Source organism: Paenibacillus sp. Marseille-P2973, assembly GCF_018101095.1.
GTDB classification, from domain to species: Bacteria; Bacillota; Bacilli; order Paenibacillales; family Paenibacillaceae; genus Fontibacillus; species Fontibacillus vini.
Genome location: NZ_JAGQEH010000006.1, coordinates 12,834 through 36,661, shown reverse-complemented (window position 1 = coordinate 36,661; position 23,828 = coordinate 12,834). Strand labels below are relative to the sequence as shown.

17 protein-coding genes are annotated in these 23,828 nt (G+C 41.2%); 16 read left to right on the top strand and 1 reads right to left on the bottom strand.

Translation table 11 applies throughout. From position 1 onward, the window contains the following. Positions 1-10: 10 nt before the first annotated feature. The 16 genes from KB559_RS14115 to KB559_RS14040 all read left to right on the top strand — a co-directional run bounded on the left by KB559_RS14115 (position 11) and on the right by KB559_RS14040 (position 18,215). Complete coding sequence (locus KB559_RS14115) at positions 11-1,369, top strand: glycosyltransferase family 4 protein (protein WP_211022573.1); 1,359 nt, start codon at positions 11-13, stop codon at positions 1,367-1,369. A gap of 10 nt (positions 1,370-1,379) precedes the next feature. Further along, positions 1,380-4,112, top strand: a complete 2,733-nt coding sequence (locus tag KB559_RS14110) for a YfhO family protein (protein WP_211022572.1) — start codon at positions 1,380-1,382, stop codon at positions 4,110-4,112. 2 nt (positions 4,113-4,114) lie between these two features. Continuing rightward, positions 4,115-4,516, top strand: coding sequence for a GtrA family protein (locus KB559_RS25595; protein WP_211022571.1), 402 nt, complete (start codon positions 4,115-4,117; stop codon positions 4,514-4,516). Next, positions 4,431-6,059 (top strand): lipopolysaccharide biosynthesis protein RfbH, encoded by a 1,629-nt coding sequence (gene rfbH, locus KB559_RS14100; protein ID WP_247681831.1) that lies wholly within the window; start codon positions 4,431-4,433, stop codon positions 6,057-6,059. Before KB559_RS25595 ends, rfbH begins: the two co-directional genes overlap by 86 nt. A gap of 16 nt (positions 6,060-6,075) precedes the next feature. After that, positions 6,076-6,879, top strand: coding sequence for a glucose-1-phosphate cytidylyltransferase (gene rfbF / locus KB559_RS14095; RefSeq protein WP_211022570.1), 804 nt, complete (start codon positions 6,076-6,078; stop codon positions 6,877-6,879). Continuing rightward, positions 6,869-7,942 (top strand): CDP-glucose 4,6-dehydratase, encoded by a 1,074-nt coding sequence (gene rfbG / locus KB559_RS14090; RefSeq protein WP_211022569.1) that lies wholly within the window; start codon positions 6,869-6,871, stop codon positions 7,940-7,942. The genes rfbF and rfbG overlap by 11 nt, the downstream gene beginning before the upstream one ends. Before the next feature lie 17 nt (positions 7,943-7,959). Next, a complete protein-coding gene (locus tag KB559_RS14085; RefSeq protein ID WP_211022568.1) occupies positions 7,960-8,844 on the top strand; it encodes an NAD-dependent epimerase/dehydratase family protein in 885 nt (294 codons plus the stop codon). A 36-nt stretch (positions 8,845-8,880) separates the two neighbouring features. Beyond that, positions 8,881-9,825, top strand: coding sequence for a glycosyltransferase family 2 protein (locus KB559_RS14080; protein ID WP_211022567.1), 945 nt, complete (start codon positions 8,881-8,883; stop codon positions 9,823-9,825). A 527-nt stretch (positions 9,826-10,352) separates the two neighbouring features. Further along, on the top strand, positions 10,353-11,096 hold the full coding sequence (locus tag KB559_RS14075; protein WP_211022566.1) for a sugar phosphate nucleotidyltransferase: 744 nt from the start codon (positions 10,353-10,355) through the stop codon (positions 11,094-11,096). A 17-nt stretch (positions 11,097-11,113) separates the two neighbouring features. Continuing rightward, the gene (rfbC, locus tag KB559_RS14070; protein ID WP_211022565.1) at positions 11,114-11,680 is read left to right on the top strand and encodes a dTDP-4-dehydrorhamnose 3,5-epimerase; all 567 of its coding nucleotides are present in this window, start codon (positions 11,114-11,116) and stop codon (positions 11,678-11,680) included. Beyond that, on the top strand, positions 11,677-12,699 hold the full coding sequence (gene rfbB, locus KB559_RS14065) for a dTDP-glucose 4,6-dehydratase (protein ID WP_211022564.1): 1,023 nt from the start codon (positions 11,677-11,679) through the stop codon (positions 12,697-12,699). Before rfbC ends, rfbB begins: the two co-directional genes overlap by 4 nt. Then, positions 12,696-13,568, top strand: a complete 873-nt coding sequence (gene rfbD / locus KB559_RS14060; RefSeq protein WP_211022563.1) for a dTDP-4-dehydrorhamnose reductase — start codon at positions 12,696-12,698, stop codon at positions 13,566-13,568. The genes rfbB and rfbD overlap by 4 nt, the downstream gene beginning before the upstream one ends. A 103-nt stretch (positions 13,569-13,671) precedes the next feature. Then, positions 13,672-14,631, top strand: coding sequence for a glycosyltransferase family 2 protein (locus KB559_RS14055; RefSeq protein WP_348772923.1), 960 nt, complete (start codon positions 13,672-13,674; stop codon positions 14,629-14,631). A gap of 176 nt (positions 14,632-14,807) precedes the next feature. After that, positions 14,808-15,731, top strand: coding sequence for a glycosyltransferase family 2 protein (locus KB559_RS14050; protein WP_211022562.1), 924 nt, complete (start codon positions 14,808-14,810; stop codon positions 15,729-15,731). 69 nt (positions 15,732-15,800) lie between these two features. After that, a complete protein-coding gene (locus tag KB559_RS14045) occupies positions 15,801-17,294 on the top strand; it encodes a sugar transferase (protein WP_211022561.1) in 1,494 nt (497 codons plus the stop codon). Positions 17,295-17,336: 42 nt separating this feature from the next. Next, complete coding sequence (locus KB559_RS14040; protein WP_211022560.1) at positions 17,337-18,215, top strand: phosphatidylinositol-specific phospholipase C/glycerophosphodiester phosphodiesterase family protein; 879 nt, start codon at positions 17,337-17,339, stop codon at positions 18,213-18,215. 72 nt (positions 18,216-18,287) lie between these two features. Here the strand turns inward: KB559_RS14040 and KB559_RS14035 are convergent, their stop codons facing one another. Then, a complete protein-coding gene (locus tag KB559_RS14035; protein WP_211022559.1) occupies positions 18,288-23,783 on the bottom strand; it encodes an endo-1,4-beta-xylanase in 5,496 nt (1,831 codons plus the stop codon). Positions 23,784-23,828 lie beyond the last annotated feature (45 nt).

The window sequence follows — 23,828 nt, the reverse complement described above, 5'->3', positions numbered from 1 at the left end:
GGTTTAAATATTGAAAAAGATTGCGTATTTTTCACCGTTAAATCCGATTCGATCAGGGATTTCTGACTACAGTGAAGATCTATTGCCGGAGTTGTCCAAGGTTTATGACGTAGAAGTATACGTCGAAAATGGATTTGAAGTTGAAAACACCAACATAAAAGAGAATTTCGTAATAAGAGAGTATGCTGAATTTTCTAAGAGATATGATAATAAACAATACAATGCGATTCTTTATCATATGGGGAATAACTACTCGGCGCACAAAGAAATTTATGAATTTATCTTGAAATATCCTGGAATCGTGGTTTTGCATGACTATTCATTGCATCATTTTTTTGCAGCTAAGACATTGGAACAGGGCAACTTAGATGGATATCGTGAAGAGATGTTGTATTGTCATGGTAAAGAGGGGCTTGATGAAGCAAATAGATTTTTGAATGGTGAGATATCTCCGATATGGGAGAGCAATTCGCTTAAGTATCCACTTAACTTACGAATATTGGATCATTCTGCAGGCATTATTGTGCATTCCCAGTTTGCTAAGGATCTTCTTCAACAACAGGCAGGATATGTACCGATTGAGGTTGTTCCTATCCCAGCCCCATACATTAGCAGCACTGACAATTTGGATTTCGAAAAAGAAACGGCCAGGAGTGAGCTTGATATTGGCCAAAGAGATTTTGTAATCAGCGCTTTGGGTTATGCGAATCCTACAAAAAGGATAGATAAAGTAATTGAGGCGATTTCAATCATAAAATCAAGACAATTAATTGATAACCTTAAGTTTTACATTGTTGGCGAAGTTGCACCTTCTTATCCCCTAAAAGAGATAGTAAAAAGATATAAGTTGGAAAAAGAAGTGGTTTTTACAGGATATGTAGATCTTGAAGAGTTTGACAAGTATATCGCTGCTTCTGATATGTGCATTAATTTAAGATATCCGACTCAGGGTGAAAATTCTGCAAGTTTACTAAAAATTATGGGGCATGGAAAGCCCGTAATAGCAACTAATATAGGATCCTTTTCTGAATTCCCTGGTGGAGTTGTATATAAGATTGGATTCAATGAAGGTGAGATTGATGAAATAATCGAAGGGATTTTAAATGCTTATAAAAGTGATTTGATAAGGTTTGGGAAAAACATATTAAAATATACCTCTCAAAATAATAGCATGTATGTAAGTGTGGAGAAATATTGTTATTTTGTAAAAAACATATCCTCAGGGGAATCAACTAATTTAAACTTGGGTTTTGTGAAATTCATAAATAATTACAAAAGTAAGCTTTTGAAAGTGTTAACTGAAAAAAATACAGGAAATTTATTGGATCATAATATAAGCCGGATCGTTAAAAGTCTCAATAAAAAGTGAGGTTTATAGATTGAGTAGCGAAAATAAGAAAAGAGACAAATTAATAATAACTTTCTTTTTCATTGTTCCTTTTATATTTTACTTTATTTTTTTTATTTCTAAAGGTTTTTGGGCACCGGGAGATGGAAAGGTATTTTATGTGCCTCCACGCTCTTTTATAGCAGAGAATCTAAAAAATCTCCATCTTCCCTTATGGAATAGCTATATAAATTTAGGGTATCCATCTCACGCTGATATTCAAAATTCAATATTTTATCTCCCAAATTTAATTTTTTACACTTTCTTGCCTTTTGAATTCGCATATAATTATATGTTTTTATTCCATCTATCCTTAGCAGGCGTCTTTACTTATTTATATTTAAATCAGATAAAGCTTAACTGGAAAGCATCCTTTCTAGGTGGACTTGTGTTTATGTTCTCTGGTACGCTCAATGCAAAACTTGGACATGTAACGGTATTAAATTCAATAGTATGGCTTCCAATTATCCTATATTTTTACGAAAAGCTATTAACAACTCGAAAAAAGAAATACATTTTTTTTATGAGTGCGGCCTTTTCAATGCAAGTATTTGCAGGCTTTATTCAAATATCATTTTACACTGCTATTATATTGCTGGTTTATTTCATATTTTCAATAAAAAAATATGATTCATTTCGTAGATGGGTTTATGAGAAAATAAACTTTTCAATTATTACATTAGGGTTAACGGCTGTTCAGACTGTTCCATTGATAATTTTAACGAAATCTGCCGGGCGTACAGAAATTACTTATGAGTATTTTTCAAGCTTTTCACTTGATTTCATTTCTTTAATTACTCTTATATTTCCTAATATTCTCGGTGTTCATATTCCTAACAGTCCGTATAAGTTATATGATACATTTTATTTTGGCCCAGGAAATTTAACGGAGTTTGCTTTATATATCGGAATTCTTCCACTGATATTTGCTATTGTTTCTGTTTTTAAGGAAAGAAAAGATTTTCACGTTAAAATATGGTCAACCATCGCCTTTATTTCTTTAATACTTGCTCTTGGAGCTTCAATACCAATAATAAATAAAATTATGTATTTAGTACCTGGTTATAATTACTTTAGGGTGTCAGCAAGGTTTTTATTTGGATTTAGTTTTGGGATGACATTTTTGTTTGCAAAGCAAATTGATAAATTAATAAAAAATAGAAAAGAAGCAATGAATATTTATACCTTGTTAATTAGAATCACTGGTATATTAATAGGTTGTTCTATTATTTGCATCATGGTAATTCAAAAAATATTCCAAGTGATATTGTCAGCAACACCTGCATTGTCTTCAACAGAGTTGTTTAAAAGTAGAACATTTGGGGAATTTGCAGATATATTTTCACTGAGAAATCCTGCTATTTTAATCCCTTTAGGGATTATGGTAATGTATTTAATCTTTTTGATAATAGTTCAAAGGTATAGGAACATTGGAAATCGTCTTGTTTTCTTTTCATTAGCATTTTTAATTGTAATAGATTTACACACTTTTGATTTTTATCATGAAAAAGTTGTTTTCAATTACTCATCTGAGTCAGAAATAAGTGCTTTGTTAAAAAGTCATATACAAAATGGAGAACGTCTTTGGCCAGTTATAAACAATGAAAATGATTTTGAACAGATCGATTTTTCCCCAAACAAAAATATAATGGATAATATTCATACGATTAATGGTTATGCTACTTTTCTTACAAAAGAATATAGATCACTTACTCAATTTGATGAAAGAGGAGTTAATGATAATTCGGATAATTTATTAATAAATAGTAGTTTACTATCAAGTTTGAATGCTAAGTATATCATTGTTTCAAATGTCTATAATTCATTAATTAATACAATAAACAAGACTGATATTTTAGAAGTTAAAGCAGTGTATACTGATAATAATATTACTGTACCTCCCTCATCTCAAGCAGGATCAATGTCAGTTATACAGAATCCGGTAACAATTGAGCCGGATATGATTTATAAAATATCAGTGGATTTAGAAGAAGCATCTAAGACTCCAGTGTTTATTGATTTATGGGGGGAAGGATACGATAACAATGAACAACAAATGACAGTTCCGTTAGGCGTAGACAAGAAATATACGAAATTTATCTATTCAGGTTTAGCAGTTCCGCAAAATGTCTTTTTTAGAGTGTTTTCTGATAACCAAACAAAGATTGATATAGATCAAGTAAAACTTGAGAAAATTGGGAACAGAGAATATCCAAAAGTCACCTTTAAAAAACTTCTAACGGAAGAAGGATATACATTATATGAGAATATGAACGTATTACCAAAGATGTATTCTATCTTGAATGTTAATGAATCTAATGGGGAGTATTCTAGAATTTTTGATATGGATCTCTCAAAATCCGGTTTGGTTGAAGGTATAAGGAGTAGTACATTTTCGTTAGCAATTATAGAAAATATTAAATACACGGATGGGTTTGCTAGTGCGACAGTCAGTTCTGATGAAAAAAGTTTTATAGTTTTTTCAGAAAGCTTTTTCCCAGGATGGAATGCTTATGTAGATGGTGAGAAAAGAGAAGTTCTAAAAGTGAATGGACTTATCCAAGGTTTACAGATTCCTGCAGGAAAACATGAAGTTGAATTTAAATATGAGCCGAACAGTTTAAACTTAGGATTACTAATTCTTCTATTAACTATTTTATATTCTATATTATTCGTCAACTTTAAGTCATTTCAAAACTTACTCAAGCGTTTCTCAAGGAGGTAGGAATGCGATCTCAACCCTTTAAATTTGTTTTAGTAGGAATTTTGAACACATGTATTAGCTTTATTGCCTATATATTTTTCATTAGTTTTGTAAGTGATAATTACTTATTTGCACTAATGTTTTCCCATTTGTTTGGTATTATTAATAGCTATTTTTGGAATAGAAGATGGACTTTTAATTCCGTTAATACTAATCATAGAAGCATTTTAAAGTTTGTTTTAGTATATTTCATTACATTTCTTGTGAATTTGTTGTTGTTACATTTATTGATTGATAATGGGGGAATCAATAAATTATTATCACAAGCACTTGCACTTCTTGTTACCACAGCAATCAGCTTTGTTGGACATAAGTACTGGAGTTTTAAAAAAATTAATGGGGTGGAAAATAGTGAAACAAGGTAGCATTGTTAAATATAAAAATAAAGAGGGATATGCTCTGATATCTGAACAAGAGAATAAAGATTATAAAGCTTATAAAGTTTATCGAGGCAGTCCTGAACTTTACGATGAAAAATTATATTATGAATACTATTCCGAAGATTTAGATTTTAATTTTTTTGTGGATATTCGCTCTAAATTTATTCTAGCCTTGGATGAAGTGGATTCAGTATCAAACGTAAGTACAAGCGAGTTGGAAAAAATTACCAGAAAGGAGTTATTATTTGAGGTAGAGAAATATTATAATAAATTTCACTCTAATAGAAATGTTAATTTTGATAGAAGTAATTCATCAATAGTATATGGCGGAAGAGTATACGATGAAAATGAAATGAGAAATCTTGTTGATTCTTCATTGGATTTTTGGCTAACAGCAGGTAGATATCATAAGCAATTTGAAAAGGACTTTGCCGAGTATTTGGGAGTACGATATGTTCTGCTTACGAATTCTGGATCTTCTGCCAATTTGCTGGCCTTTTCAGCTTTGACTTCTCCTAAATTGAAAGAGAAGCGTATTATGCCGGGAGATGAAGTTATTACTGTTGCAGCAGGTTTTCCTACAACAGTAGGTCCAATTGTTCAAAATCAAGCTGTCCCGGTTTTTATTGATGTCGAATTAGGAACATATAATATTATTGCGGAACGTATTGAAGAAGCCATTACTCCAAAGACCAAAGCTATTATGATTGCTCATACCATGGGAAATCCATTTGAACTCGACAAGGTGATGGAAATCGCAAATAAACATGATCTCTGGGTAGTTGAAGATAATTGTGATGCTCTAGGATCTACCTTTAATCGGAAGTTAACAGGTACCCACGGTCATATTGGGACGTCTAGTTTTTATCCTCCTCATCATATGACTATGGGAGAAGGCGGAGCAGTTTATACTAATAATGCATTATTAAAGAGTATCATAGAATCCTTTAGGGATTGGGGAAGAGATTGCTGGTGTCCTTCAGGCTGTGATAATACATGTGGCAAACGATTTGGTTGGGAATTAGGTTCTCTCCCCTATGGTTATGATCATAAGTACACCTATTCTCATATTGGTTATAATTTAAGAGTTACGGATATGCAGGCTGCCGTAGGGGTGGCTCAATTAAAGAAGGTTCCTGGTTTTGTTCAGGCTAGAAAGGACAATTTTAATCGCTTGTACCAAGGGTTGAAGGATTTGGAAGATTACTTTATCTTACCCAAGGCAACAGTTAATTCAGATCCAAGTTGGTTTGGCTTTATATTGACAATTCGTGATGGAGCGAGATTCACCAAAAATGAAATTGTCAATTATCTTGAAGGAAATCGAATTCAAACACGTATGCTCTTTGCTGGGAATTTAATTCGTCAGCCAGCTTACCAAGGAGTTAATTATAGAGTACATGGAGATTTGACAAATACGGATAAAATACTCCAAGATACGTTTTTAGTAGGTGTCTATCCCGGCCTTACAGATGCAATGATTGATTATGTAATTGATAAGATAAGAGAATTTGTTTTTTCAAAATGAACTAGGGGGGCTTAGTGTGAAGGTAGTTATACTTGCGGGTGGGTACGGAACTAGAATAAGCGAAGAATCTCACCTTAAACCGAAGCCTATGATCGAGATAGGTGAGCGGCCAATCTTGTGGCATATTATGAAGCATTATTCTTATCATGGATTTAATGACTTTGTCATTTGCTTAGGCTATAAAGGTTTCTACATTAAAGAGTATTTTGCTCATTATTTTTTACATGAATCGGATGTCACATTCGACTTTCAAAATGATAACCAGCTTATCACTCATAATCATACTGCTGAACCTTGGCGAGTTACTTTAGTTAATACCGGTTTAGATACAATGACTGGCGGTAGGGTGAAGAGAATTCAGAAGTATACAGGGAATGAACCTTTTATGCTCACTTACGGTGACGGAGTTTCAGATGTAAATATATCAGACTTGGTTGAGAACCACCGACTCTATGGAAGAATTGCCACAGTTACAACGGTACAACCAAGCGGAAGGTTTGGCGCACTAACTATTACTGATAGCAATGAAGTTAAAGGTTTTCAGGAAAAGCCAAAAGGCGATGGTGCATGGATAAATGGTGGTTTTTTTGTCTTACAACCTGAAGTTTTTAATTATATTGCCGATGATACTACTGTCTTTGAAAAGGAGCCATTGGAAGGGTTGGCTAAGGATGGAGAATTAATGAGTTACAAACATGAAGGATTTTGGCAGCCTATGGATACTATGAGAGATAAAAACCTTCTCGAAGATTTATGGAAAATGGGGAGGGCTCCTTGGAAAACGTGGGATCAGAAGACGGTGATGACAAATGATAAATGAAGAATTTTGGAAAAATAAAAAAATTTTTTTAACCGGACATACAGGATTTAAGGGGTCTTGGTTAGCTATGTGGCTGACAAAACTGGGTGCGAAAGTCACAGGCTACTCCCTTCCGCCTTCTACAAATCCAAACTTATTTGACTTATGTAATATTGAATCGCTTCTAGAGAAAAATATTTTTGCTGATATTCGAGATTTGGAAATACTCGAACAATCGATGAAGGAGGCTAACCCAGAAATAGTGATTCATATGGCTGCGCAACCACTGGTCAGTGAGTCATATATTAATCCTCTTGAAACATATATGGTAAATGTGATGGGGACCGCTAATGTATTGGAATCGGTTCGAAGAATGAATGGTGTTAAGGCTGTTGTAAATGTAACGACGGACAAGTGCTATGAGAATAAGGAATGGTTTTGGGGATATCGTGAAAATGAACCCTTGGGCGGATACGATCCATATTCTAGCAGTAAGGCATGTTCAGAGTTAGTAACTGCTTCATACCGCAATTCTTTTTTTAACTTACAGGATTATGATAAGCATGGAGTAGCAATTGCGACTGCCAGGGCCGGTAATGTTATTGGAGGCGGAGATTGGGCTAATAATAGACTTGTTCCGGATATAATGAAATCCCTAATAGGGAATTCTCCTATCATAGTCAGAAATCCTAACTCAATCAGGCCATGGCAGCATGTTCTTGAACCTTTAAGCGGTTATATAATGCTAGCGGAAAATCTATACTTTGACGGCTGTAAGTATGCAGAAGCTTGGAACTTTGGACCCAACGACGAAGATGCTAAGAGCGTTCAGTGGATTGTAGAAAAATTTTGCTCGAAATGGCCAGGAAATGCAAGTTTTCAAATAAATCAAAGTAATGACTTCCACGAGGCCCATTATTTGAAGCTTGATTGTTCCAAAGCTAAATATGAATTAGGTTGGAATCCAAAATGGTCTTTGGATCACGCCATCGATAAAATTATCGAATGGAACCATGCATATATAAATCAGATTAATATGAGGGATGTTTGTATAAAGCAAATTCTTGAATATGATAATAATTGAATTTGAGGATTGAGCAGATGAAAATTCTTGTAACTGGTGGAACTGGTTTTGTTGGAAGTCACATAGTCAATGGACTACTTGAAGATAAACATGATGTTGTTATATTGAAAAGGACCTATTCAAATACCTATCGAATTGCCAATTATTTAAATAGAATTACTTCTTATGATACTGATAAGGATGTAATAAGTGAGATATTTGCTCGTGAAAGCATAGATATTGTTATTCATGCGGCAACCTCGTATGGTAATAATGAAAGTTTGAGTGATCAAATTGAATGCAACATTCTTTTTCCAGTGAAACTATTAGAGAGTGCTGTTGAACATAAAGTGCAGGCTTTTATAAACACAGATACCTTTTTTAATAAGGACACTAATTTATCTTATAATTATCTCAATGCATACTCAAAAACAAAAAGGATTTTTGAGGAGTTAGCTAAGTCGCTTTATGATAATAGCCAGACAAAATTTATTAATGCTCGTCTAGAGCATGTATTTGGACCTAACGATAGCCCGAATAAGTTTACTTACAATATTATTTTTCAATTGTTGAGAAATGTAACGTCTATAGAATTAACTCTTGGAGAGCAAAAGAGAGATTTTATATCAGTTGATGATGTGTCTTCTGCTTATCGCATGATTGTTAATAATTTGGATTCTTTCCATGAGGGATATAGCGAGGTAGGAGTTGGTAGGGGAACTAGTATATCTATTAGGCAATTTATTGAATCTGCCCATTCACTAACGAATTCTACTACTAAACTACTGTTTGGAGCATTGCCTTATAGAGACTCGGAAATTATGGACTCATGTGCTGATATTTCCAAAATGAAAGAGTTAGGCTGGAAATGGGAAGATAACGTAGAAGATGGTATAACTAAAATTATTAAGAATCTAAATTAGCTGAAAATTTCTTCTGCCAAGAGGTGTGTAAAAGGTATGATTCAAAAGAAGCTTATTTCTTTCGTAGTTCCCGTATTTAATGAAGAAGAAAATATTATCCCTATGTACCATGCTTTAATTGAACTCATGGAATCTCTGAGTAGTAAATACGATTATGAGATTGTGATTACTGACAATCACAGCACCGATAGAACCTTTGAAATTTTAAAAGAAATAGCGTTGGTTGATAACAGGGTAAAGGTATTGAGATTCTCACGAAACTTTGGTTATCAACGGTCAATATATACGGGGTATATCAATTCAAATGGTGATATGGCGATTCAAATTGACTGTGACTTGCAGGATCCGATCGATTTAGTTCCTGAATTTTTAAAAGAGTGGGAAAGTGGATATAAAGTTGTATATGGTGTACGGGTCTCCAGAAAAGAAGGCTGGTGGATCAATAGTGTTAGAAAAATCTTCTATCGAATGATTGATTCACTCAGTGAGGACCACCTTCCGCGAGACGCTGGAGATTTCAGACTAATTGACAGACAAATTATCGAACAATTAAAACAAATGAATGATGCTGCACCGTATCTTCGGGGGAGTATCGCTAGTATGGGATTTAATCAAAAAGGGATTCCTTATAATCGTCATGAGAGGACTAGGGGAGAAAGTAAGTTCTCCTATAAGGATCTTTTTCGACTTGCATTTGACGGAATCCTAAACCATTCAACTGCTCCTTTGAGACTTGCATCATACACGGGTCTAACCATTAGTGTCATTACATTTGTGGGCTTATTTGTATATTTGATTGGGAAACTATTATTTGGTGCTAACTGGCCGGCTGGGTTTGCTACGACAACAATTTTAATCCTATTATCTTTAAGTTTAAATGCCTTGTTTTTAGGGATTATTGGAGAATACTTAGGCCGAATATACCATCAGGTTAAGAAAAAGCCAATAACAATAATTGAATCAGAATTGAATAATACATGAAGATATAAGGATAGGCGTGCGCTTGATTTTAGCGCACGTCTTTCCAGTAGAATTTAATCTCTGAACTTAAAAATCCAATAGTTACTATTGTTAAGGGTTGTTCCTGATGCAACAGCTTATGTATTAATAACAGACTAAAATATGATTCCTCTTATAATAAACATGCTGCTAATTAATGAATCTGACAAATAACTCTTCTTGGAGTTGACAAATATTATAGTATTAAAGCCGTAACTATACTAAACCAATACGTTTCTTATTTTTAATAGATTTATAATGTTCGGTCTACTAGACGATAATCTGGACTTACTCTGCTAACAGTAATACCAATACATCTCTTATGGGGCTTGTTCCCTTTATTATAAAAGGAATGCCGGAAGAAGATAATTCCCTTGAAATCTTGATTGATTTGCATTAAGTTAGTGGTTTAACAAAAGCTGCAAGTAAGCCGAAATATTTTTTTACAGCAAGCCACTTCAAGAAAGAGAAAAGGTTGGACATTATATGATTAATGAAAGGATATGTTCATGAAAGCCATCATCCTAGCCGGCGGGACAGGTTCCCGCCTCTATCCCTTAACAAAAGTAACCAATAAGCATCTACTTCCCGTTGGTAGATATCCAATGATTTTTCACTCTGTATATAAGTTAAAACAGGCCGGTCTGACAGATATCCTTATTGTTACCGGTAAAGAACACATGGGAGATGTGGTGAACTTACTCGGTAGCGGCAACCAAATGGGTGTATCCTTTACTTATAAAGTCCAAGATGAGGCTGGGGGGATTGCACAAGCTCTTGGCTTAGCTCATCAGTTTGTGGGAAATGATCAGATGGTAGTCGTTCTTGGCGACAATGTATTTGTTGATGATATTTCTTCTTACGTCGTTAATTTTAGTGAACAGAAGATCGGCGCAAAGATTTTGATTCAACAAGTGCCGGATCCAACCCGTTTTGGGGTTCCCGAAATTCAGGGGGAACGCATAATATCTATTGAGGAAAAACCAGCACGACCGAAGTCAGACTATGCTGTTACCGGAATCTATATGTTTGATCATAAGGTATTTGAGATCATTAAAACTTTAAAGCCTTCTTCCCGAGGCGAATTGGAAATCACGGATGTCAATAATGCATATATTGAAAGAGGAGAACTTACTTTCGATGTATTGCAGGGCTGGTGGACGGATGCAGGAACGCATGCTTCATTAGCGCGAGCCAACGAATTAGCTAAAGATATCGTATTTGGCGAAGAGTTTGGTAAGCTCAAGCTTTGAATGGGAGGAAGTGCGACATGAAACAAATTCCTTTGAATTTGGAAGGTGCGGCATTGCTTGAACAGGTGGTACATGGAGATCACCGGGGCTTTTTTATGGAAAGTTATAATCAAGAAATCATGCATTCTCTGGGTCTGAAATTTGACTTTATTCAGGACAATCAATCACTTTCAGCAGATCCGGGAGTACTCCGTGGTTTGCACTACCAGTTGAATCCGAAGGCACAAACGAAGTTGGTTCGTGTCCTTTCCGGTGCTATTTATGATGTCATTTTGGACATCCGGCGCAAATCCCCTACCTTTGGGCAATGGGTTGGGGTTATCCTCAGTGAGTATAATATGCGCCAGCTTTTGGTACCCAAAGGCTTTGCCCATGGATTTTGCACGCTCGTACCGAACACCCAAGTTTTATATAAGGTAGATGAATACTATTCCCCTGAACATGACCGTGGCATACTATGGAATGATCCTGCACTTGGAATCGACTGGCCGGTGGGTGAACCACAGTTGTCGGACAAGGATCGGTATCATCCATTATTTGCGGATGCGGAAATGAATTTTGACTGGGAGGATACGCGTTCATGAAACTGCTCGTTACCGGCGGAGCCGGATTTATTGGTAGCAACTTTGTATTATATATGCTTAAGCAGCATCCTGAATATCAGATCATCAATGTGGATGCGTTGACTTATGCCGGGAATCTGGAAAACCTGAAATCGATCGAAAACAACCCTAACCATACGTTCGTGAAAGCAGACATTACCGATGCAAAGGCTATGGATGAACTGGTGGGCCAAGGCGTCGATATTATCGTCAATTTTGCAGCCGAATCGCATGTGGACCGGAGCATTCTGGAGCCGGATGTGTTTGTGAAGACGAATGTACTTGGAACACAGGTTTTATTGGATGTTGCCCGAAAGCATAATATTAAGAAATTTGTCCAGGTATCCACGGATGAAGTCTATGGTACGCTCGGAGATACAGGGCTTTTTAGCGAAACTACGCCGCTTGCTCCTAATAGTCCATATTCTGCGAGCAAAGCTGGGGGAGATCTACTCGTTAGGGCGTACCATGAGACATTCGGTTTGCCGGTTAATATAACTCGCTGCTCGAATAACTATGGCCCTTACCAATTCCCTGAGAAATTAATTCCATTAATGATTTCCAAGGCATTGGCCGACGAATCTCTCCCGATTTACGGAGACGGATTGAATATTCGGGATTGGCTTTACGTCGAGGATCATTGCAGCGCCATTGATCTTGTCCTCCACCAAGGAAGAAATGGGGAAGTATATAATATTGGTGGCAACAATGAACGGACCAATCTTCAAATCGTAAAGACGATTTTGCAGGAACTGGGCAAGCCGGAAACATTAATTACTTATGTCAAGGACCGGCCAGGGCATGACCGCCGTTACGGAATAGATCCGACGAAGACGATGATGGAGCTTGGCTGGCAGCCTAAGCATTCCTTTGAGACCGGTATTAAAGAGACGATTCGTTGGTATTTGGATAATCAAGATTGGTGGACCCGGATTCTTTCCGGAGCCTACCAAGAATATTACGCCAAGCAGTATGGAGACCGGATGAGGGATCAAGCATGAAAGTATTGGTGACTGGAGCGGCCGGGCAGCTAGGAGCGGATGTTGTTTCCACTCTTCAAATGGCAGGTCATCTTGTTTTTCCGTGTGATCGGGATACGTTGGATATTACCGATTCTGAGGCCTGTCTTGAAAAGATCCAAGAATATACACCTGAGGCGGTAATCCATTGTGCAGCATATACGGTCGTTGACCAGGCAGAGCAAGAAGTTGATACTGCCTATGCCGTCAATGCTGTGGGAACCCGAAATATGGTATTAGCCAGTGAACGTGTAGGAGCAAAGTTCTGCTATATTAGTACGGACTATGTATTTGACGGAATGTCAGACGTTCCATATCACGAATACGATAATACTAACCCTCAAAGTATTTACGGTAAATCGAAGCGGGCTGGTGAGATGCTGGTTCAAAATCTGTCTTCAGCCTTTTTTATCGTGAGAACCTCTTGGGTGTATGGACTTCACGGTAAAAACTTCGTTAAAACTATGCTGCGGTTAGGAGAGCAACAGCCTTCACTTAAAGTGGTAAACGATCAAAAGGGATCCCCAACGTACACGGTCGATTTGGCGGAATTTCTGCTAGAGTTAATTCAAACCGAGAAATATGGCGTCTACCATGCCTCCAATACGGAAACGTGTACCTGGTTTGAATTTGCACAGGCTATTTTCTCGGAAGCGCGAATCATTTTGGGAAGGGACTTTCCGGTACAGGTTAATCCATGCACCACTGAAGAGTTTCCACTTCCTGCTCCCCGCCCTCGCAATTCCGTCTTAGAGCACATTTCTATTCGTACAAATGGGTTTAACGATTTACGGCCTTGGCGAGATGGCTTGAGGGACTTTATCAAGGAACTCTCGATAAGCAAGATATAGGATTGGTTTACCGCGCCCTATTTGTTACAATAAATGAAGAATCAAGAACACTATAACTACATAGTGTTCTTTTCTTTTATATTTTAGAAGACGAGGATCTCTAATGATGCAACCAACGGTTACCGTACAAATCGTTACCTATAATAGTGCCGAGGATATTGAACAGTGTCTTGAGGCAGTAAATAGACAGACTTATCCGATCGAAAATATTATTGTGGTGGATAATGCATCTTCCGACGATACGTTGGAAAGGGTGCGTTCTTTTGGTGAGAGGAATCAAGTATCGATTCTCTGCGTTGAAAACCAAGCCAATACTGGATTTGCTCCGGCACATAATCAGGCGATGGGACTTTCCGTTTCAGATTATGTTCTGGTATTAAACCCGGATGTTATTTTAGAGCCGGACTATATCGTTTTTTTGGTCAAAATTATGGAATTGAGACCTGAGATCGGGAGCGCAACTGGCAGACTTGTTCTGCAAAGCGATCCTGGAGTTATCGATAGTACCGGACTGATTATGAATAAAATCTGGAGAGCCTTTGATCGTGGAGCCGGTGAAACAGCTGAGCAGTGGATGAATTCAGCAGAAGTATTCGGGGTTTCGGGTGCTGCTGCAATGTATTCCAGAAAAATGATTGAGGATATCTCGATTCACGGTGAGTTTTATGATGAGGATTTCTTCGCATATAAAGAAGATGTAGATGTGGCTTGGAGAGCAGGTCTTCTTGGCTGGAAGGGATATTATTGTGCCGAAGCAGTCGGTGTACATAAACGTGGATGGAAAAAAGGAAGTCGTGGCGCCCAACCTCTATTCATTCGCAGACATTCCTTCATCAACCGCTATAAGATGATCTACAAGAATTTGTCCGGAACAAACTGGCTCCGCAACTTGCCGTATCTTATGGCTTATGAGATTGCGGTTCATGGATATATACTTTTAAGGGAACCGAAGGTGCTAGGAGCCTGGTTCGACTTCTGGGGGCAGTTGCCGCGCTTGCGAGAGAAGCGGGGGGAGATTCAAAAGAAAAAGTCTAGTAACAAGAAGAGCAGCCGACCGCTCTAAAAGCAGTGATTGTGCAGGGGATCGGCTGCAACCGATCCCTTATTTATTGTTATCATAACACACCCCAATATATACCTCAATCCGCCTCCCCATCCATTCCCATCCACCTTATCCCCTAGTATCTCTCATTATGTTATAATGTCGATAGATTACTAATTTTGTCAGGAGCGTTGCCGGTGGATTTGAGCATAGTTATTGTAAATTACAACACGCGCCAGTTAACGTTGGACTGCCTGCAGTCCGTATTTGCCTCGGAGACCGGGTACAAGTTCGAAGTGATTGTCATAGACAATCATTCGCATGATGATTCCGTTGAAAGGATCCGGAGTGAGTATCCACAGGTGACGATGATTGTGAATGAGGAGAACACCGGATTTTCTTATGCCAACAATCAGGCGATGAAGGTTTCCTCGGGACGCTATATTCTGCTATTAAATTCCGACACCATCATTCAAAAAGACACGTTGGAGATTATGCTGTCATTTATGGATGGTCATCCTGAGGTTGGAGCCTCCGGCTGTAAGGTGATCCTGCCTGACGGTTCGTTGGACAAGGCTTGCAAGCGCGGTTTTCCTACGCCTTCCGCTTCCTTCTATTATGCTTTCGGTTTCTCCAAATGGTTTCCTAACCAGCCCAAGTTCAATCAATATCAGTTAAGTTACCTGGACCCGGACGAGGAGTATCCGATAGACTGTCTGGTGGGAGCTTTTATGCTGGTTCGCCGCGAGACGATCGATCAGGTAGGGATGCTGGACGAGGATTTCTTCATGTATGCCGAGGATACCGATTGGTGTTACCGGATCAAGGAAGCCGGCTGGGTCAACTATTATTATCCGCGCACGACGATTGTCCACTATAAAGGGGGAAGCGCACCGCGGCGGCCTCTGAAGATCATTTATGAATTTCACCGTTCGATGGTACTGTTCTACAACAAGCATTATCGCAAACAGTATAACCTGCTTGTTAGTGCGGCTATCTATGCGGGAATCGGTGTGCAATTTGCTATGGCGGTGGCCAAGTCCGGTTTATCCTTTTTTATGAAAAAGAAAGATATGCCGGCAACTACATCCTCGGGTGATACGGGGACCTTCTCAGGTTAAGTATTCTTTTTGGGATTTTTTGCAAGTGTATAGCTTTTAGGGAGTGTGAACATGAGCTCGTCTGTCTCTATGAAAAATAAAAATTTGACCAACACCAATCTTGTGATTGCGGAAAATATATCAACCTACAAGAAAAGAACGCTCCGGCTGGAGTTTTTCTTGAACACGGTATTAATCGGGGTTGAATATTTGCTGTATATCGCCAGCTTCTTGTATCTGTTCTTTATCCGGGTGCTTCCGGATTACAAAATTCACAGCGTAGAAGACTTGCTGAACCGTTGGGAAACGCTCCCGGTGGCCAAGGACTACTTGCTGTTATTAGGCGTTATTTTCACCATTTATGCGATTTATACTACCCATCACGGGCTCTATAAATGGGATCGCGACATCAAATTGATCGAAGAAACGATGAAGGCCGGAAGAGCTACGTTTTTCTCTTTCTTAATTGCTTTAGGATTCATCTTCTTCTTGAAAACAGGGATAGTGTACTCCCGTTTAGTTATTTTTGCCTTCGCTGTGCTCATCGTGGTTAGTGCATTTTTATCGCGGCTTCTACGGCTCGGGGTCATGCTTCTGCTGAAGCGGGCTAATATTTACAGCAAAAATGTGTTGATCATTGGCGCGGGACGCGTCGGCGAGGAAATCCGGGACAATTTGTTCAGTGGGAAGACGAACGGGTTCCGGTTTGTCGGATTTTTGGATGATTACAAAAAAGGTGAAGAGCATGTACTAGGCTCTATTGATCAGGTGGAGAGATTGCTTCAGCAATATGAAATCCACGAGATTTATATTACGATTCCGTCGGAACGCAAAGTGATCAATGACTTGATCACCAAAATTCGCAAATATGATGTACGCATCAAAATTATACCGGAAATGTTCGAACTGGTTACCTCAGGCGTAGTCTTTGACCAAGCTTACGATTATCCATGCATTGAATTAGTGAAGACGCCTTTGCGAGGCTTGAATCTGATCTTGAAAAGAGCTTCCGATCTGGTTCTGTCCATCCTGGGATTGATCGTGATCTCTCCATTATTGGCGGCGGTTGCGATCTGCATTAAGTTTGACTCCAAGGGGCCAGTGATCATTAAGCAAAGGCGAATCGGTAAAAATGGCGCCCCGTTCAATATGTTCAAATTCAGATCCATGGTCGATAACGCGGAACAGCTTCAGATGGAGCTCGCGACCCAGAACGAAGCGGACGGTCCGGTCTTCAAAATCAAAAATGACCCCCGGATCACAAAAGTCGGCCGATTTATCCGTAAATATTCGATCGATGAACTGCCTCAGCTGATGAATGTCGTGCTTGGACAGATGAGTCTGGTCGGCCCTCGTCCTCCGCTTCCTAAGGAAGTGGAGCTTTATACGGACTACGAGTGGCGGCGGTTGGATATCCGCCCGGGTATTACCGGACTCTGGCAAATTAACGGAAGAAGCGACCTCCCGTTCGATGAGTGGGTGAAGCTGGATCTATATTATATCGAGCATTGGAGCCTTGGGCTGGAAATGAAAATTATTTTTAAGACAATTCCTATCGTGGTTAAAGGGACGGGTGCATACTAATAAGTCTGGTCTTCGATCCAGTTACAGACAGGATGTTTTTCTATGAAAAAAAGAACTCTCTACTATATCGCACTAATTCTAGGTTTATCCATCATATTGATCGTTACCCTTTTCCGGCCTCAAGCCTCGCGGTACGAGGGCTTCAGGGCCCACCGCATGGTGGCGCACGCCATGGGCGGGATTGAAGGGCTGACGTATAGCAACAGCTTCGAGGCTTTTGAAGCCAATTATGCCAAAGGGACCCGCGTGTTCGAGGCGGATCTGCTGCTCAGCAAGGACGACGAGCTCATCGCCCGGCACGAGTGGGGAGAGAGCTTTACAAAGATGATGGGACAAGAGAAAGTAATGGATCCCGGCACCCATGCCGCGGTATGGACTTTCGAGGAATTTAAAAACGCCAAGATCATGGGCAAGTATGAGCCGCTCAGCTGGGACGATATCCTTGATCTGATGGAGCAGCACCCCGATATGTATCTCGTAACCGATACGAAGCAAATCGAGCCGGAGGAGATCGACCGGATTTTCACCAAAATCGTCGAGAGCGCCAAACAGAAGGACCCTGCATTATTGGAGCGGATCGTGCCGCAAATTTATTATCAGTCGATGTGGGATGCGATCGAGGATATTTATCCTTTTGAATCGGTGATTTTCACGCTTTATCAGACCCATGATTCGGATGACGAGGTTGTGCGTTTTGCCAAGGAAAAGGGGCTCGCGGCCATTACCATGTCCGAGACCCGGGCGAATGAAAACCTGGTATCTGCTCTGAACAAGATCGGCGTTCCCTCATATGTTCATACCATTAACGATCCCAAAACGATCCTGAAGTTCAAGCGGATGGGCGTCTACGGATTCTATACTGACTTTTTGGAAGAGGATGATGCCGGACGAGTGGGCTGGCTGGAATACCTGGGCTTATAAAATATAAAAGCTGCCCCCGTCTTGAACTGACGGGGGCAGCTTTTTTGAAGAATCAACTGCTTTTAAACCAATTTACAGCTCCCAGATCCGGTACAGAATCATCGCCGCTTCTGCGCGGGTCAATGTATCCGCTGGTGCAATTTTGCCGTCCTTGCCGTTGACAATTCCGCTTCCTATGAGAGAAGCAGCGCTGTCCTTGGCATAAGCGGCAAGGCTTGCGGCATCCGAAAAAGGATCCAGGTTTCCTTGCCCGCCAGTTTGCTTACCGGCCGCTTTCAGGGCTTTTGCCGTAAGGACCATCATATCTTGACGGGAAATACTGTTGCCTGGTTTGAAGGTGTTGTCATCAAATCCGGAAGCAATTCCAAGCTCCTTCGCGATAGCCAAGGCTTCCGCATAATAAGCGGTTGGCTGAACATCACTGAAGGCTGCTGCATTTCCGCCAGAGCCTTTCAATTCCAGCGCTCTGACAAGCAAGGTGATGAAGTCTGCTCTCGTGATGGAAGCCTTAGGGGCGAAGTTCTCATCAGAGATTCCCTTAATAATATCGCGGGCCGCCATCGCTTCAACGGCTTGTTTCGCCCACGCCGTGTTTTGTAGATCGGCAAAAGATTTGGTTACATAAGCTACAGCATAAGTGCTGAAGTGGGTGGTTGTGAATGTAACCGAGCCTGTCTTCGAATCGTATCTTCCGCTTGGCACGGCCGTTGCCTGCCCTTGGCTGCCAATGTACAAGATCACGATTTGATCCGGGTTTGCAAGTTCCTGTGCGGCAGGGGTGTACGGCAAGGATACCGTTACAGGCGCCGCAGCATTGTTCCAGGCAAGGACACGGTCGCCAGCCTTCACGCTAAGATCGACGATCGGACGGCTGCCCACTTTTCCACGTGCATCGGCATTCAGGTCATTCGCAGAACCTTTGTTGATCTGAATGGAGACTTGCCCGGCTTCCTCCGTCATATTGGACAGCATATTCGATGGTACATGAAGGGTTGCGTACTCCGTCTTGAGCACAAATTCAACATTGTTATTGCTTTGCAGACTTGAAGCCGGCAGGTGAACAACATAAGATTGCACATTTGCTTGATTCGGTACTTCAATAACAATCTGCTTTTTGCCATTTGCGCCCGGCAAAGCCTGCCCGATTGCCTGATTCAGGCTTTCACTGGATACAGTTGCCGAAGCGTTTCCGTTCTCAACCTTTACAGTAGGCTTGATGGTTACAACCCCATTGTTATTGTTGACCGTGCCGGGTTGTGTGCCAGGCTGCGTACCGGAGCCGCTGTTTCCGGAATTGGAGTTTCCGGAACCCGAACCGCCAGAGCCACCAGAGCCACCGGATCCGCCGCCGTTATTGCCTCCTCCATTGTTGCCGCCGGGCGATTTGCCGAGGAGGGTGAGTTCCCCGAATACAGACGGGTCCTGATACCCTTGACCCGAAGGGTCATTCCATGCATTTACACTAATACGTGCGCCGTTCTTTGCGTCGTTGATCTGGGCATCAAAGCCGATTTTAGCATTGTTGGCCGGTGTAATCGTTTTGAACGGGATTTTCATTTCAACCGTGTAATTCGTGCCGGAAACAGAGGTTTTGGATTCAAAACCTGCAGCGATTTTCGCCGGATTGAATGAAGTCTCGTTGTCGAAGTTCACTCTGTATTGTCCGTCATCGTCTTGATAGCTGGTTGATTTTGCATTGTTTTCATCGACGAATACTTCGACCGAATCCTGCTCCCAGACATTAACGCTGGATTTGTCCAGTTTATCGTCGTTGACTTGAATCAATACATACAGATTTTTGTCATCCCATAGCGTTTTAGCTGTTCCTGAAGCACCTGACCAAGCCATCTGTTTCGTTCCCAGCTTCATTTCCGGAGCATTGCTCCATACGCTGTCAACAGACCCGTCAATAGACGGTGTTCCATAATATGCCTTGGATTGCTTGACATCAATGGTTTCAGGCGGATTTTCAGCCATGTACTTCCCGGGGTCAATTACCCCGTAGTAAGCTTTTTTCGCTTGCAGATCCTTATCGAACAGCACCGGATTCTGCTCGGCTCTCCAACTGGTTCCGTCACTCAGCCCCCAGAAGGTTACACGCGGAATATGATCGCTGTTCTTCTTATAAAGATCCATCAGTTGGGCAAAAAGATAACCTTGCTGCGTCGCTTCCTTGTCAGTGAGTACAGAATTGGAGCCAGCCATAATGTCCAGTTCGGTAATGCTGACTTCAACGCCCAGGGATATGAAACGCTCGAGCGAACTCTTGACATTGTCTATTCTGGTGCCCAGATTGTAGTGGGCCTGCATGCCGATTCCGTCAACCAGCTTCTTGCCTGGATGATCCTTGGCATAGTTTTCATTGAGTTCTTTAACCATGCTGTAGATAGCGGTGGATTTATTCTGGTTATCATCGTTGTAATCATTGTAGTAGAGCTTGATATCCCAGTCCGGGTGTTTATCGAGGACTTCTCTGGCGGCGAGGAATGCCTGATCGAGATAGTCATCCCCGATTGCTTTGTACCAGCCGGATTGGCGCAATGCCTTTCTCCATTCCTGCGGATTCGCCGGGTTATCGTTCATCGCTTCGTTGACGACATCCCAGGAGATTACCTGGTCACCAAAGTGCTCCATGACGGTTTGAATATGGGTCCTTAGATTGTCCAGAGCTTCTTCACGGCTCAACGGTTGACCATCGGCCCCGGTATGAAGCCATTCAGGGGACTGCGCATGCCAGACAAGGACATGTCCGTGCAGTTTAAGGTCTGCGTCTTGTACTTTTTTGACAAGGGCATCTTCTGTGGCAAAGTCAAACACTCTATTGCTGTTATAGGCATAGTCCGGCTTCATATCGTTCTCAAACGTGACGACATTGTGGTGCTTCGTCAGAAGCTTAGGCCGATTTCCTTCAAAAGTTGCCGGGTTAACAATATTGCCAATCAGAAAATCGTTGGCGTACACGTCCTTAATGTTAAGAAGATCCTCTTGAATCGGAGTCTGGCTGCCAACAAGTGTAACTTCCCCGAATACCGATGTGTCCTGGTACCCTTGGCCTGAAGGGTCATTCCATGCATTGGCACTGATACGAGCGCCATTCTTGGCATCATTAATTTGGGCATCAAAGCCGATTTTGGCATTGTTGGCCGGCGTAATCGTTTTGAACGGGATTTTCATTTCAACCGTGTAATTCGTGCCGGACACAGAGGTTTTGGATTCAAAACCTTCAGCGATTTTCGCCGGATTGAATGAAGTCTCGTTGTCGAAGTTCACTCTGTACTGTCCGTCGTCGTCTTGATAACTGGTCGTTTTAGCATTGTTTTCATCGACGAATACTTCGACCGAATCCTGCTCCCAGACATTAACGCTGGATTTGTCCAGTTTGTCGTCTATGACTTGAATCAATACATACAGATTTTTGTCATCCCATAGCGTTTTGGCTGTTCCTGAAGCACCTGACCAGGCCATCTGTTTCGTATCCAGCTTCATTTCGGGAGCACTGCTCCATACGCTGTCAACAGACCCGTCAATAGACGGTGTTCCATAATACGCCTTGGATTGTTTGGCATCAATACCTTGAGGCGGATTTTCCTCCATGTACTTCTCGGGGTCAATTACCCCGTAGTAAGCCTTTTTCGCTTGCAGATCCTTATCGAACAGGGTTGGATTCTGCTCGGCTCTCCAGCTCGAGCTGTCATTTAATCCCCAGAAGGTTACACGCGGAATATGGTCGCTGTTTTTCTTATAGAGATCCATCAATTGGGCATAAAGATATGCCTGCTGCTGCGCCTCTTTGTCAGTGATCGTAGAGTTGGAGCCCGCCATAATGTCCAGTTCGGTAATGCTGACTTCAACGCCCAGGGAAATGAAGCGCTCGAGCGAACTCTTAACATTGTCTATTCTGGTGCCCAGATTGTAGTGGGCCTGCATGCCGATCCCGTCAACCAGCTTTTTGCCTGGATGAGTCTTGGCATAGTTCTCATTTAGTTCTTTAACCATGCTGTAGATGGCGGTGGATTTATTCTGGTTATCATCATTGTAATCATTGTAGTAGAGCTTGATATCCCAGCCATTTTCATCAATGACTTCTCTGGCCGCAAGGAAGGACTGCTCAATAAAGTCATCGCCGATGGCTTTCAACCAGCCCGAATTGCGCAATGCCTTTTTCCAGTCTTGCGGATTCGCCGGGTTATCGTTCATCGCTTCATTGACAACGTCCCAGGAAATCACTTTGTCACCGAAGTGCTCTACTACGGTTTTAATATGTGTTCTCAAATTTTCCAGAGCTTCTTCACGGCTCAATGGCTGACCATCGGCTGCGGTATGAAGCCATTCAGGTGACTGCGCATGCCATACGAGTACGTGTCCGTGCAAGTCAAGGCCTGCATCTTGTACTCTCTGGACAAGGGCATCTTCTGCGGTAAAGTCAAACACTCTATTGCTGTTATAGGCATAGTCCGGCTTCATATCGTTCTCAAACGTGACGACATTGTGGTGCTTCTTCAGAAGCTTGAGCCGATTCTCGTCAAAACTTCCCGGGTTAACAATATTACCAATCAGGAAATCGTCAGTGTAAACATCCTTTATGTTAGGAAGTCCTTCTTGAATCGGAGGCGCCGCAGCTACCGGCCCCAAATAGGACAATTTAAAATCATCCAGAAAGAAGGTACGGTTGCCTCCATCATTATTTGCGGTCTCAACATAAGCATTGAGTACGGTTGGGGTAGTAGTAAGAGTATATTTGCCCTTCAGTTCTACCCATTGTTGATCGGTTACGGTTACGTTCGGGGACACGTTTGCAAAGCCGCTGTCTGCGTATTGGACACTAATGCGCAGAGTGGTAGGGGCCTCGCCTGATTTCATTTTTACCCATGCCGACAGCTCATACTGGTGGTTCTTGGCCATTTTACCGCCGGCGTCGACCAATGCAGCATCATATTGGGTTGTAGTAGTAACAAGGAGACTCTGGCTGCCGTCAGAAGTATGGTTGTCCTCTTTGGAAAGTACTACAGTTTCCCGGCCATTCCGTGCTTTGAAACCATCCAGGCCATCTTCAAAGTCGGCGGATATGCCTGTTTTGTCTACAACTTCCGGAGGGTTAGTCCCGCCCGGCGTGACATCCGTGATGATCACTTCGTCGATGTAAATATCCGAGGTCAACATATTGCCTTCGGCCGGTTCAACGTAAATAATGACTTCCTTGGTGTTAGATGGAATCTCGTAGCCTTTAGTTTCAAATGTGGTCCATTCAAGAGCGTTTACTACCTTATTTCCAACGATCCAGGGATACTTGTTTTCGAGCAAGTCGGAATCTATTTTAGAGGCGATATGGAAATTGCCTGAATCCGAACCGAGTCTGACTTTGAGAGAAATGTCGTATTTTCGATCGGATTTGACAATGTTCGTCAGGGCGAGAGCAGGAACTGCTTTCTCATTGGCCCGGTTAAAAAACTTTAATGATTTAGTGCCAGCGGAGGCGATACCGTCAATAACGGAAACTTCACCGCTGGTGCCCCAAGAGAGCCTAGCCCATCCCCCGGCAGCACTATCTTCAAAACTTTGTTGAAGCACTACAGCAGATGAGGGAGGGGATTCTACTGTGGTGATTAAAATATC

What these genes read in the sequence shown, in the direction of transcription:
- KB559_RS25595 (WP_211022571.1), top strand. Translation starts at nt 4,115, where the DNA reads ATGCGATCTCAACCCTTTAAATTTGTTTTAGTAGGAATTTTGAACACA.
- rfbG (WP_211022569.1), top strand. Translation starts at nt 6,869, where the DNA reads ATGATAAATGAAGAATTTTGGAAAAATAAAAAAATTTTTTTAACCGGA.
- KB559_RS14085 (WP_211022568.1), top strand. Translation starts at nt 7,960, where the DNA reads ATGAAAATTCTTGTAACTGGTGGAACTGGTTTTGTTGGAAGTCACATA.
- KB559_RS14080 (WP_211022567.1), top strand. Translation starts at nt 8,881, where the DNA reads ATGATTCAAAAGAAGCTTATTTCTTTCGTAGTTCCCGTATTTAATGAA.
- KB559_RS14075 (WP_211022566.1), top strand. Translation starts at nt 10,353, where the DNA reads ATGAAAGCCATCATCCTAGCCGGCGGGACAGGTTCCCGCCTCTATCCC.
- rfbC (WP_211022565.1), top strand. Translation starts at nt 11,114, where the DNA reads ATGAAACAAATTCCTTTGAATTTGGAAGGTGCGGCATTGCTTGAACAG.
- rfbB (WP_211022564.1), top strand. Translation starts at nt 11,677, where the DNA reads ATGAAACTGCTCGTTACCGGCGGAGCCGGATTTATTGGTAGCAACTTT.
- rfbD (WP_211022563.1), top strand. Translation starts at nt 12,696, where the DNA reads ATGAAAGTATTGGTGACTGGAGCGGCCGGGCAGCTAGGAGCGGATGTT.
- KB559_RS14055 (WP_348772923.1), top strand. Translation starts at nt 13,672, where the DNA reads ATGATGCAACCAACGGTTACCGTACAAATCGTTACCTATAATAGTGCC.
- KB559_RS14045 (WP_211022561.1), top strand. Translation starts at nt 15,801, where the DNA reads ATGAAAAATAAAAATTTGACCAACACCAATCTTGTGATTGCGGAAAAT.
- KB559_RS14040 (WP_211022560.1), top strand. Translation starts at nt 17,337, where the DNA reads ATGAAAAAAAGAACTCTCTACTATATCGCACTAATTCTAGGTTTATCC.